The organism is Butyricicoccus sp., assembly GCF_050872565.1.
Taxonomy (GTDB): domain Bacteria; phylum Bacillota; class Clostridia; order Oscillospirales; family Butyricicoccaceae; genus Butyricicoccus_A.
Window position 1 is genome coordinate 17,987 of the sequence record NZ_JBNMHC010000002.1, and the last position, 11,729, is coordinate 29,715.

Here is an 11,729-nt window from a genome sequence, read left to right on the forward strand (position 1 = left end):
AGAAAATAAATGAGCTATAAAGTTATTCGCTATTTTACAGATTTGCACGATAACGATCACCCGTATGAAGTTGGTGATGCATACCCACGTGTCGGCGTGAAGGTCACAAAGAAGCGCATTGCGGCACTGATGAGCGAGAAGAACTTGCAGGGCGTTCCGCTGATTGCTGAGGAAAGTGCGGATGACGGAAAGAATTCGGAGTAATGTAAAGACGCTGCTCGGGGTAGAAGATGACGTTCAGGATGAAATGCTGGATACAATCGTACAATCTGTGCAGTCGCGCCTAAGAGTTCTGCTCGGCGGTGTAGATACTATCCCAGAGCAGCTGGCATACATTGTTGCAGAAGTGGCGGTCATTCGATATAACCGTATTGGGTCGGAGGGTATGTCATCGCACACAGTTGAGGGTGAAAGCATATCCTATGCCGACAATGATTTTTCCGGTTTTATGCCAGACATCGAAGCATGGCAGGAAGAACAGGAAAAGGCTAAGCGCGGAAGGGTGCGATTTTTGTGAGATATGATGTGCCAATTTATTTTCAGCAGCTTGTGCAAGGAAAATATGACGTCAAAACCGGTGACTATGCAGATGATTACGTGAGCGAAACCATGCGGTATGCCAGCGTAATGGATACCCGTACCGAGACAATGCGCCTTGTGTACGGGGGAATCCGACAAGGCAGCCTGACTGCGCATATTCAGAATCATTATGCAGAGGATTTTGATCGAATCCGTGTCGGAGAAAAAATCTATACAGTGGATTTCAGCCGGAAGCTGAGGACAAAGCAATCGTTTGTATTGTCGGAGGTGCAGAAAAATGGCTGATATAAAGCTGGTTGGCGTTGATGTACTGGACAAGGCATTGAAAAAACGCGTGAATATGGAAGCGGTGAAGGCTGTTGTGCAGAAAAACGGCGATCAGATGAATAGATCTATGAAAGCCAATACGCAGACGGCGTTTGTCAGAGGATATTCTACAGGAGATACCGCGAGCAGCATTAACACGGAGATTTCTGATGGCGGCATGACTGCAACAGTATCACCGACTACAGATTATGCGCCTTACCCTGAATTTGGAACGCGGTTTATGGCCCCGGAACCGTATGTGCGTCCCGCATTTGAAAAACAGGTTGTACAATTCAAAAAGGACATGAAGACACTGACAAGGTGATGATATGGCAATGGATCCACAGCAGGAACTATTTACAGCCCTGCTGACAACAATTCAAAAGCTGGGATACGATGTATATGATGGCGCGTTGCCGCCAGCGAATACGCCGTATCCTTTTGTTTATCTGGCAGACAGTCAGCAGACCGATGACGCCAACAAGAGTGCTGTGTTTGGAAATGTTTATCAAACAATCCACGTGTGGCATGGTGATCTCAACAAGAGAGGAACTGTATCAGCTATGCTGTATGAGATCAAGACACTGTGCAGACGATTGCATTATACAGACACGTTCGCATGGGATTTGCGCAGCATAAACCAGCGCATTTTAACGGACACAACAACGGCGCAGCCGCTGTTGCACGGGCTGCTGGAAACAACATTTAAGTTTTGTGGGAGGTAACAAGGTAATATGAAAATAAATCTTCAGATGTTCGCGGAGGCGGTACAGGGAAAGAAGATTGTCTATCTGTATCGTGTTTTGAGTGAAGCCAAGACAGAAAATGGCGCGGCGCTGGCGTTCACAACAGAGAATGGCCGCACGAAGTCTAAGGATGCAGACAGCACAGCAACAAAAGACGGCAGCATTCGCACGCCTGGCGTTGCGGAGGTAGAGATCACAGCAACATCTATTTTGTCCAAAAGTGACAAGCTGATTTCAAAGTTAGAGGACGCGCTGGATAACGATTCGCTGTTGGAGATCTGGGAAGCAAATTTGGATGAACCGGCATCGGCTGGCAATAACAAGTTCAAAGGCAGATATTTTCAGGGATACCTGACTGAGCTGGAACTCACATCCAACGCAGAGGATTATGTAGAGGTATCGCTGACGTTTGGCATCAACGGCGATGGTAAGAGCGGTGATGTGACTATTCCAACGGCGCAGCAGGAAGTTGCCAGCTATGCATTTGCGGACACACAAAAGACTGGCGCGTAAATAAGGAGGAAGACAAATGTTTGAACTGACGATTGAAGGAAATGTGTACCAGTTTCGTTTCGGAATGGGATTTGTAAAGGAAATCAACAACACGGTGATGGTTCCGGTTGACGGCGCTCCGTCCGTGAAACAGCCGTCCGGTCTGCGCTATAAGGTTGCGGAACTCTACGATGGCAATGTAATTGCTCTCGCTGATGTCCTCGATATTGCGAACAAGACCTGTAATCCGCGCATTACAAGAAATGCGCTGGATGCATATATCGAAGATGAAAACACAGACATTGACAAGCTGTTTCAGGACGTGCTGGATTTTTTATCCAATGCGAACTGTACAAAGACAACTGTGCAGAAGATCGCGATGCTGGTGGAAGCGCAGAAGCAGAAAATGTGAGTTTGACGTGGGATGAGCAGTATCGGGAGATGGCTATCAACTGTTTCCGGTACTGCGGAATCAAAACGTTAGATGAGTTTGACCGCATAACTATACCAGAGTACCGGATCATGATGGAAGCCGCTGCGCTGCGTGAGGTAGATAAAGATTACAGAAATCATTTGCAAGCCTTTCTGAATTTTGCCGTTAAGGCAACAAAAAAAGTAGGAAAAAACAAGACTAAGCCAGTATACAGTAGATTTGAGAAGTTTTTTAACTATGAACAAGCGGTCAATCATGTGCGAAAGACGAAAAAAGCAGACCGATTTGCAAAACTGAAAGCACACTTGAGAATGGAAGGGGAGAAGAATAGTGGCGGAAAGCTATAGCGTACAAGCGATATTGTCAGCAAATGATAAAAATTTTTCGGCTGGAATGAAAAGTGCGTCTTCTGCCCTTAGCAGCTTGAAAACTTCCATTACCGGCGGACTTGGGTTTGGCATTCTCGCTGGCATTGGTCAGCAGGCATTCAGCGCAATATCGGGCAGTGTAACGGGCTTGGTTGGCGAAATCAGCAGTTCAAATGCCGCATGGAAAACATTCAGTGCCAACATGGAGATGGCAGGCAAAGGCAAAGACGAAATCGCCAGCATCAAGGGGGAATTACAGTCTTTTGCCGAGCAGACGATTTACAGTGCCAGTGACATGGCATCGACCTATTCGCAGTTGGCGGCGGTTGGCACAAAAAATACAACGCAGCTGGTAAAAGGCTTTGGTGGTCTGGCTGCGGCATCAGAAAATCCAAAACAGGCAATGAAAACATTGTCGCAGCAGGCAACACAGATGGCAGCAAAACCAAAGGTTGCGTGGGAAGATTTTAAGCTGATGCTCGAACAGACACCGGCAGGTATATCTCAGATCGCTAAGTCGATGGGAATGACAACAGCCGAGCTGGTTAAAAATGTACAAGACGGCAAAGTAAAGACAGAAGACTTCTTCGATGCGATTTCAAAAGTTGGTACGAACGATGCCTTCACAAAGTTGGCAACGCAATACAAGACGGTTGGTCAAGCGATGGACGGCTTGCAGGAAACAGTATCGAATAAACTGGCTCCTGCGTTTGATGTTTTATCTAATGTGGGCATTAACGCTGTGAGCAGCATTGTTGATGCAGTTGGTTCGATTGATGCATCTGGATTAGCGGATAAATTGACAGCGGGGCTGGACAGCGCAAGCAAGTACTGGGACGTGTTTAAGACGGATGTTTCGGAAGTCGGCAAGGCGTTTGGCAGTGCAGTTTCGGCCGTTATGCAGTCGTTGGGAGAATTGAATGGTTCGTTTGGTTCAACGGACAGCATAAAATCATTTTCGAGTGTGATGGATGTTGCAACAGGGGCGCTGACAACATTCGCGGGATTTTTGGAAGAACATGCAGATGCTGTTGCAAAAGTCATTTCCCTTTTACCTAAACTCTTTCTTGCTTACCAGGGCTTCAAGATTGTTCGGACGGTTGCGCCGTTTGTCGGTTCGTTTTCCGGCGCAATTTTGAAGTTGACCGCAGGTGGAGTTGGAAAGATTGCGGGAAAGCTGTTCGGTATCGCTGCAGGGGAAACAGCAACAGGAAACGCAAGCAAAAAAAGCGCAACACAGATGTTAAAAGCGGCAAAAGCGTTTGCATTGATGGGCGTGGCGGTTCTCACTATCAGCGCAGGATTTGCGTTGCTGGCGTATTCGGCTATTTCGGTAGCAAACGCAGGTCCGGCGGCTATTGCTGTTTTGTTTGGACTGATCGCTGCAGTGGCAGCACTTGGTGCGGGTATGGCTGTGATGCTGAACTCGATCAAAGCAAGCCCTGCAAAGCTAACTGCTATCTCTACGGCAATGGTAGCGCTCGGTGCGGCTGTTGTTTTAGCTGCCGCGGGATTTGCGATATTGACTGCATCTGCAATCAATCTGGCAAGCGCGGGTCCACTGGCAATCGCAGTGATGGTCGGCATGGTCGCAGCAATCGCAGGACTTGCAGTTGGTGCGGCTGCTTTGGCTCCGGCACTGACCGCAGGAGCAGTTGGTTTCGTAGCATTTGGCGCAGGAATCGCGCTGGTTGGCGTTAGTGCTCTTGCTGCCGCAGCTGCGCTGGCAGTTGTGGCATCCGTACTTCCGGTTGTGGTTGAGTATGGTACAAGCGGCGCAGTTGCCATTGCAGCTCTTAGCGCGTCTATGATTGTGTTCGCGGCTGGTGCTGCTTTGGCAGGTGCGGGGGCTTTGGTGCTTGGTGCGGGCTTGCTGGTTGCAGGTGCAGGAGCACTTGTCGCAGCGGTCGGCGTATTGGCACTGAGTGCCGCTGTATTGGTGTTGTCGGCGGGAATATTGCTTGCTGCCGCGGGTGTGGCTTTGCTTGGTGCGGCGCTTCCGGCTGTAGGCGTAGGGGCGATAACGGCGGCAACGGGATTGACGGCGTTGTCTGCAGCAGCACTGGTTTGTACAGCAGGACTTGTTGCGTTTGATGATGCTGCTGTAGTATCAACAGTTGGCGTGGCGGCATTTGGTGCAGCAATGTTAGTGGCTGCCGGAGGGTCAGTTGCAATGGCAGCGGCGTTAGTGGGCGTCAACACCAGCATGGCATCAATATCCAGCAATGCAAAATCTGCACAAACATCCATCAGTGCTATGCAAGGTTCGATCAGCGTTGTTCAATCCGGATTGAACGGTCTCGAAAGCATTGCGCAAAGTGCGGTAAACAAACTAATAAGCGCTTTTGATAACGGCGCACGCCGTGCAAAGAGTTCCGGACAAAAAATCGGCACAAATACACAGAACGGCGTAAAGAGCGGCACTAATCAATTGCCGACTATTGCCACACAAGCTATGTCGAGATTTAATGCCGCAATCGGCTCTGGCGGCGCACGGGCGGTGGCTACGTCAAGGAACATGGCTCGCAGTATTGTTTCGAGCATGAATGGCGCGTCCGGTGGCGCATACAGTGCTGGACGAAATATCGGTGTGGGATTGGCGAATGGCATGGAATCCCAGCTGGGGCGCGTTCGTTCTGTGGCTGCACAATTGGCTGCTGCGGCAGAAGCTGCTATCCGTGCAGAAGCTAAGATTCATTCCCCATCGCGGGTGACGCAGGAACTTGGTGAATACTTCGGAGATGGCTGGGCTGACGGCATTCAGAGCCGAATCGCAGACGCACACCATGCTGCGGCGGAATTGGTGAGTGTGCCATCACTGGCAAGTATGCCAACAATATCCAATTACGGCAATGCAACGTTAAATGATGTGTATGAGTATCGTTCCAACGAAACATATACGATTATCGTTCCGCTTGATCTTGACGGCAGAGAAGTTGCGAAGGCAACTGTAACATACACGAAATCTGAGTTAGAAACACAGCAACGCCGGGAAGAACGGAGAAAGGGGCGCAGATGATGAGCTATAACTTTGTAGACACAACAGAAGCACGATTCTCGGAGCAGCTGCTCCCAACGGAAGCACTGCAGTTTAACGGCGTGTGGCTGGATCAGGCAATACCAGGTTTTCGCACGCTGACTGTTGCCGGGCGGGAATCGGTAGAAAGCGAAATCAAGACAAACTCTGTTGATGCACGGGATGGCGCGGATTATCAGTACGCACGCTATCTGCCGCGGACGATTATCGTTGCGTTTCAGCTGGGTGCTCGGGATTCATACGAGTTCCGAGCACTATTCAATGCGCTGAACAGACTGCTGCTAAAGCGCCAGGGTCAAATTGTCTTTGCTGATGAGCCGGATAAATATTATGTTGGTACAATGACAAATATATCGGATGTTCCGCCAGGAAGAAACGCCGTCACGGGCGAAATCGAATTTTACTGCGCCGACCCCATTAAGTATTCGCTCGAAGAAACCGTAATATCATCGAACACTTTCAAGTCGTTGGAATTTACATATCAAGGCACATATCCTGTTTATCCGATCTTGTCTGCTGTCATGGCGCAAGATTGTGGTTATGTAACGTTTTTCCATCATGCAAGCACGCCAGAAATTTTCGATGAAAACGGGAAGCTTGTGATTGTAACGCCAGGAGCGGATGCTAGCATAATGATCGGAAATCCGGAAGAGATAGATGGACAGCTGTATGACGTTTATGAAGATTTGATTAAAATTACAGCATTTTCTGTAAACGAATTAAACAATTGGTCAAAAAATACAGATGTGCCTATGGTGACATCTAAATATTCTGTCGGAGGTAATGTTGGCGTAACATCTATAACGGAATATGTTGACAGCAGTGCAAAAAGAGTAAGCGTTGCATCAGCGACTGACTACGAAATGGCGAGAGAAGATGGGGTGGTCTGGCACGGTCCCACAATGACGCGCGCCATTCCGTCGGATTCTAACGGAGATAATGGGGCACTGAATTTTTCACTGGAATTTCAGAACTATTTTTTTTCAGACGACGCGAAAGAACTTGGTATTTTTCAGCTGAATATTTACGGAACATCATCATCTGCAATACAGGGTACGAAGAAATGTCACGTTGCGGGCATTACATTTTACCGTGACGGTGCAGGTAGCGGAAATGTTAAAGGTCATTTTTCTGTTAACGGCGCTGTCGTAAAGACATTTTCGTTCGCGATGTCACGACAAAATTGTTTCACTGGATTTGATAGCCGATGCATCTCGATTTTCAAGAGGATGAATGACACGATTATATTTGAGATGCCGACTGAAAAACGGGCCGGTTGGGAAAGGTTCGGATTTATGAGCGATGCGTTAGGAAAAGTTCGAGCAACTGAAATCAGCGTGTTTTTTGGTAAATGCGGTTCGGCATCTGCTATGCAAACAAACGCATTGCGTTCGCTAAAATTCAGCACGTATATTGAAAAAACAATTGATGAGCCGAATTTGTTTTCTAAAGGTGATATGATAACGGCAGATTGCTCGACTGGCACAATATATGTCAACGGTCAACAAAGAGACGACTTGGGCAATATTGACAATAACTGGGAAGATTTTTGTATCCGACCAGGGGGCACTGACAGCGTTTCGGCGGCTTGCTCGAGCTGGGTAAAGGAAAATCCTGAGTATATTGTTCGGTTTCGGGAGGCGTATTTGTGATTATATATTTTGCAGACAGATATATGTCGCTGCTAGGAAAGGCGAGCACAAAACTTTCTAGTGGAATGCACATCCAAAACGACAAAGTAACCGATGACATAGAGACGGATGTAAAAACGCTTGAATTCGAGATTCCGTATGGAAACAACAAAAACCAGGTCGAGAAATTTACAACGCCCGGCAACTATCTGCTGCGGTCTAGCGATCTGGAAAACGAATTTTATACGATTATCGATGCCGAAACAGATACACAGAATAGAGTGGTATCAATATATGCAGAGGATGCCGGATTGGATTTGGTGAATCGCGAGTGTGAATCGCTGGACAACACAGAATCGCATCCGATCGCATGGTATATTGAAAAGTTTGCATATGACAGTGGATTTGTTATAGGAATCAACGAGATTAGCGATCGGTCACGAACATTGTCGTGGGAAGGAGAATCGTCTGGAACAGAACGCATTCTATCTATTGCAACACAGTTCGATGCGGAAATATCGCTTTCGTTTGAGATAAATCGTTTCAAGGTGTCAAAGAAGCTGATAAACATCTATAAAAAACGCGGCATGGACAACGATGTTAAGTTGCGGCTTGGGAAAGAGCTTCGTAGAGTTATAACCAAGAGATCTGTTTCGGAGCTGGCAACTGCGTTGAAAGCAACGGGAGGAACACTAGAGGGAGCCGATACGCCGATTACACTCTATGGATATACATACGATGACGGCGATATTTATCTTGAAGGCATGTACTTGAAATCTCGGTCAGCATTGCAGAAGTGGAGCAGATACAATTCAGAACCCAGCAGCTATACTGGACACATTTTGAAGATGTTTAGCTATGACACTACAAGTCAATCTGAATTGTGTAACCGTGCAGTGAATGAACTGAAACGAATATCAAAAATCATCGTTACACACGAAGCAGAGTTCGCCGATGTACCGCCGAAGCTGCGAGCGGGAGATGTGGTACAAGTAGTTGACGATGATACGCGATACAAAGCGCGGGTCAAAAAAATTGAAATATCTGAAGCAAATCGGACGAGAGAAGCTGAGCTGATAGACTATGAGGAGGAAAAATGACTGTAAGACTTACTCAAGTTGGAACGAAATTGATTCCAGAAAACAAAGAAGCGCTTATTCAATTCAGTAGAAATACGCCAGTGAGAGTGAAGCTGAGCGATAGTGTTTTCGCGAGCAATACGGATATTGTGAACCCATCGTATGTATACTGCCTGAATTGGCAAGATCGTTATAAGGAGCAGATTGTTCAAACTCCATTGACATATGATAGCACCACAGACGTATGCACCGGAAAAGTTGGATTGGCGGCAACGCAGATTTATGGACTGTCTTATGTGTCTTTGTCTGCAACGGATGCGGACAAAGAAATCACATTGACTACAAGCGCTGCAGAAATTTATATTCCTAGATCTGTAGATCCGGAACTTGCGCAGCTAAACACGCCGGAAACGGTTGGTGGTTTGGTCGAGGATGCTGTAGCAAAATATTTGACTGAACACCCGGTAACAAGTGGCGCAACCGAGAAGGAAGCTGCGCAAATTGCGGCAAACACAGCGGCACTGAATACGAAGCTGTCAACGGACGGATATAACACAGGTGATCTGGCGAAAATCCCTGTCGTAGGCAAAGACGGAAATCTGACTGTGCGCCGTGTAAATTTGCTGGACGATGATGACGCTGACGGTAATCGTGCACTAGTGCTGCGCGGTGCTGTAGGACAAATCTTAGCATCCATCACGCAAGCTGAACTGAAAGATTTACTTGGAGTATCTGGCAGCGGTGCAACCGTATTGGACATGTATCCGGTAGGGTCGATTTATCAAACTACCAGCAGCACATTCAATCCGCAGACCACTTGGAGCGGCACATGGGAGCGCATCAAGGACAGATTTCTGCTCGCGGCGGGCACTGCGTATGCAGGCGGCAGCACCGGCGGCGAAGCGACGCACAAGCTGACCGCACAGGAGATGCCGAGCCACACGCACACCATGTATGTCAACAACGACGGTTCGACTTCCAGCTGGTCTCCGACATTTGGTGACTACCTGATCAAGCCGGATGGTGTCACGACCAGTAAGAAAAACTATCAGGCCAAGCTGGCGCAAAACGGCGCAGGTCTCGATCAGGCACACAACAACATGCCGCCGTACATTGCGGTGTATGTTTGGAAGCGGACTGCTTAATGTAGGAGGGAACAATGTTATCTAAAAATGATTACAAATATATCACATCGGATATGTCGCAGTTTGAATTCACTTGCAATAGCACTGACGAAAAACCAGTCGGCACGTATGAAGGACGAAAAATCGCAGTCGGCAGTACGCTACTGGAATGGGACACGGGAGACATCTACCGATACGATGAAGGCGCGTGGAAAAAATTCGGAGAAGGTGAACCATAATGGCAACAGACAATATCGCACGCGCGATGGCGGCGCGGGCAGGGAAGGCGAGCAAACAGGTGTCGATTGATATTTCGGAGATTAGAACCGATGTAGCTAATCTAAAATCAACAGTAGATAATAGCGTGATCGATGCACTGTTTCGTATGCCGCGGACCGGCGCGGTGTATAGCGTGCAGATTCCGAAGTTTGCATCAAATCAAACAACTGTATGCACAAAAATTGATGATAACGCTGGACTTGCGTGCGAGCCTAGCACAGACACGGTTACTGGACGCGATGACTATGCAGATATTCCGTTGTTTCGATGGTACAACTGCAATTATCTGCGCGACGAACACGGACACGCATATCCGACAGCAATAGAGGGCATTGATGATACATACACAACAACAGGAAATGTTGATGTTGGTGTCATCCAGATGACGCCATACATCAAATATGATGACAGCTCGGAGGAATATGCAATCCTGTCCATCACAGACATGCCGCGAGACGGATATACGCTGTGGTGTGAAGCTGCATCGAATGGCGTAGACTACCCGTATGTCATTCACTCGAAGTACATAAGTGGCGTTGCGTCGGACGGAAAATTGCGGAGCATCCCGGGATTGAAGCCTGCACGTGGTCAGTCATATAATAATATGATTACAAATTACGCGAAGAAGGGTGCTGGATATTTTGGCGCGCCAGAGGCACGAAACACATGGCAAATTGTGTTTACGCTATTAAAATATGCGCAAAAATCATCACAAAAAGTTTTCGCTGGTTGTACGAGCTACAATCTACAGTATGCTGCTAGTGTGCAACGAACGGACAAGGACACGTACTTTCCGCTGACGAAGACACAAGCCGCAAATATTTTAGTAGGATCGTATGTATCCGCTGGATACGGCAGCAATAATAACGGTGCGGTAAATAACGACCGTGGAGTTTCAAGTATACACAAATATGCAGACGACGTGCGCGTGCTGCGAATAGAGACTATTGACGATGCAAACAGTGCGGTATATTTAGACGTTGACGCCGGATTTGACACTACGCCTGTCGCGCTAACAGCGACGCTGAAGGCATCAATCACGTTATCGACGATGCACTGGACGTCAGGAACAACTGACGCTGTGATTGGCAGACACGATGGCAGCGTGTGCAGCAATACAGACGGAAAACATCCATATCGCGTACAGGGCATTGAATACGCTGTTGGCGGATATACAGTTTCATCGGATACAATCATGGATTTTCAATCGGATTACAGCAAAAATGTGTTAGTTGCACCGCGCGATAACAAGCGCACAGCTAATGCTGCGGAAATCAAATCAACATACAGGAAAATTGGCAATATCGTCGGAAATGGCGGCAATGATTTCTGGATTGGCGATATTGCGATTGATACGCAGACGGGCGCGACATATCCTGCAACGGTTGGCAGTGGCGATTCGGTCGGCACTGGAGACAGAGTTTATGGTGGTGGCAAAAACACATCTGGCACGCGCGAATACCTGCGTGGCGGTAACCTCGGGAGCGGCTCTAACGCTGGCTCTTCCTACCTGAGTTGCGGGCGCGGGCCTGACGGGGCGAGCTGGAGCTACTTGGTGCTAGAATATAAATAGTACAAGCCAAAATGAGAAATTCCAAATACACATAAGCATGGTACAATAGAGACATGCTGAAGGAGGATCTCATATGGCAAAGCACTATGATAAACAGTTTAAAATTGATGCGGTTCAGTAT

Annotated in this window: 14 protein-coding genes; all 14 read left to right on the forward strand. The window is 47.8% G+C overall.

Annotated elements, in window-relative coordinates:
• Window positions 1-9: 9 nt before the first annotated feature.
• The 14 genes from ACR0P9_RS00430 (at window position 10) to ACR0P9_RS00495 (ending at window position 11,608) form a co-directional block, all read left to right on the forward strand.
• Window positions 10-204 carry a hypothetical protein gene (locus ACR0P9_RS00430; protein WP_432616879.1) on the forward strand — a complete coding sequence of 65 codons (195 nt, stop codon included), beginning with the start codon at window positions 10-12 and terminating at the stop codon, window positions 202-204.
• A complete protein-coding gene (locus ACR0P9_RS00435; protein WP_432616880.1) occupies window positions 182-517 on the forward strand; it encodes a phage head-tail connector protein in 336 nt (111 codons plus the stop codon). The genes ACR0P9_RS00430 and ACR0P9_RS00435 overlap by 23 nt, the downstream gene beginning before the upstream one ends.
• A gap of 8 nt (window positions 518-525) precedes the next feature.
• Entirely contained in the window at window positions 526-825 is a 300-nt protein-coding gene (locus tag ACR0P9_RS00440; protein WP_432616881.1) for a hypothetical protein, read from the forward strand.
• Complete coding sequence (locus ACR0P9_RS00445) at window positions 818-1,171, forward strand: HK97-gp10 family putative phage morphogenesis protein (protein WP_432616882.1); 354 nt, start codon at window positions 818-820, stop codon at window positions 1,169-1,171. Before ACR0P9_RS00440 ends, ACR0P9_RS00445 begins: the two co-directional genes overlap by 8 nt.
• Before the next feature lie 4 nt (window positions 1,172-1,175).
• The gene (locus tag ACR0P9_RS00450; RefSeq protein ID WP_432616883.1) at window positions 1,176-1,571 is read left to right on the forward strand and encodes a hypothetical protein; all 396 of its coding nucleotides are present in this window, start codon (window positions 1,176-1,178) and stop codon (window positions 1,569-1,571) included.
• Window positions 1,572-1,580: 9 nt separating this feature from the next.
• Window positions 1,581-2,105, forward strand: coding sequence for a phage major tail protein, TP901-1 family (locus tag ACR0P9_RS00455; protein WP_432616884.1), 525 nt, complete (start codon window positions 1,581-1,583; stop codon window positions 2,103-2,105).
• A gap of 16 nt (window positions 2,106-2,121) precedes the next feature.
• On the forward strand, window positions 2,122-2,496 hold the full coding sequence (locus ACR0P9_RS00460) for a tail assembly chaperone (protein ID WP_432616885.1): 375 nt from the start codon (window positions 2,122-2,124) through the stop codon (window positions 2,494-2,496).
• Between the two features lie 29 nt (window positions 2,497-2,525).
• Window positions 2,526-2,864 carry a hypothetical protein gene (locus ACR0P9_RS00465; protein WP_432616886.1) on the forward strand — a complete coding sequence of 113 codons (339 nt, stop codon included), beginning with the start codon at window positions 2,526-2,528 and terminating at the stop codon, window positions 2,862-2,864.
• Between the two features lie 76 nt (window positions 2,865-2,940).
• A complete protein-coding gene (locus ACR0P9_RS00470) occupies window positions 2,941-5,904 on the forward strand; it encodes a tape measure protein (protein ID WP_432616887.1) in 2,964 nt (987 codons plus the stop codon).
• Entirely contained in the window at window positions 5,901-7,574 is a 1,674-nt protein-coding gene (locus ACR0P9_RS00475; protein ID WP_432616888.1) for a distal tail protein Dit, read from the forward strand. The genes ACR0P9_RS00470 and ACR0P9_RS00475 overlap by 4 nt, the downstream gene beginning before the upstream one ends.
• On the forward strand, window positions 7,571-8,653 hold the full coding sequence (locus tag ACR0P9_RS00480; protein WP_432616889.1) for a phage tail spike protein: 1,083 nt from the start codon (window positions 7,571-7,573) through the stop codon (window positions 8,651-8,653). The genes ACR0P9_RS00475 and ACR0P9_RS00480 overlap by 4 nt, the downstream gene beginning before the upstream one ends.
• Window positions 8,654-8,850: 197 nt before the next feature.
• Window positions 8,851-9,777 (forward strand): phage baseplate protein, encoded by a 927-nt coding sequence (locus ACR0P9_RS00485; protein ID WP_432616890.1) that lies wholly within the window; start codon window positions 8,851-8,853, stop codon window positions 9,775-9,777.
• A gap of 14 nt (window positions 9,778-9,791) precedes the next feature.
• Window positions 9,792-9,995, forward strand: a complete 204-nt coding sequence (locus ACR0P9_RS00490; protein ID WP_432616891.1) for a hypothetical protein — start codon at window positions 9,792-9,794, stop codon at window positions 9,993-9,995.
• A complete protein-coding gene (locus ACR0P9_RS00495; RefSeq protein ID WP_432616892.1) occupies window positions 9,995-11,608 on the forward strand; it encodes a hypothetical protein in 1,614 nt (537 codons plus the stop codon). The genes ACR0P9_RS00490 and ACR0P9_RS00495 overlap by 1 nt, the downstream gene beginning before the upstream one ends.
• Window positions 11,609-11,729: the final 121 nt, after the last annotated feature.

Bases quoted from the DNA above. Each gene is read 5' to 3' on its own strand.
- ACR0P9_RS00490 (WP_432616891.1), top strand. From the start codon at position 9,792: ATGTTATCTAAAAATGATTACAAATATATCACATCGGATATGTCGCAG.
- ACR0P9_RS00475 (WP_432616888.1), top strand. From the start codon at position 5,901: ATGATGAGCTATAACTTTGTAGACACAACAGAAGCACGATTCTCGGAG.
- ACR0P9_RS00455 (WP_432616884.1), top strand. From the start codon at position 1,581: ATGAAAATAAATCTTCAGATGTTCGCGGAGGCGGTACAGGGAAAGAAG.
- ACR0P9_RS00495 (WP_432616892.1), top strand. From the start codon at position 9,995: ATGGCAACAGACAATATCGCACGCGCGATGGCGGCGCGGGCAGGGAAG.
- ACR0P9_RS00465 (WP_432616886.1), top strand. From the start codon at position 2,526: ATGGCTATCAACTGTTTCCGGTACTGCGGAATCAAAACGTTAGATGAG.
- ACR0P9_RS00445 (WP_432616882.1), top strand. From the start codon at position 818: ATGGCTGATATAAAGCTGGTTGGCGTTGATGTACTGGACAAGGCATTG.
- ACR0P9_RS00460 (WP_432616885.1), top strand. From the start codon at position 2,122: ATGTTTGAACTGACGATTGAAGGAAATGTGTACCAGTTTCGTTTCGGA.
- ACR0P9_RS00430 (WP_432616879.1), top strand. From the start codon at position 10: ATGAGCTATAAAGTTATTCGCTATTTTACAGATTTGCACGATAACGAT.
- ACR0P9_RS00450 (WP_432616883.1), top strand. From the start codon at position 1,176: ATGGCAATGGATCCACAGCAGGAACTATTTACAGCCCTGCTGACAACA.
- ACR0P9_RS00435 (WP_432616880.1), top strand. From the start codon at position 182: ATGACGGAAAGAATTCGGAGTAATGTAAAGACGCTGCTCGGGGTAGAA.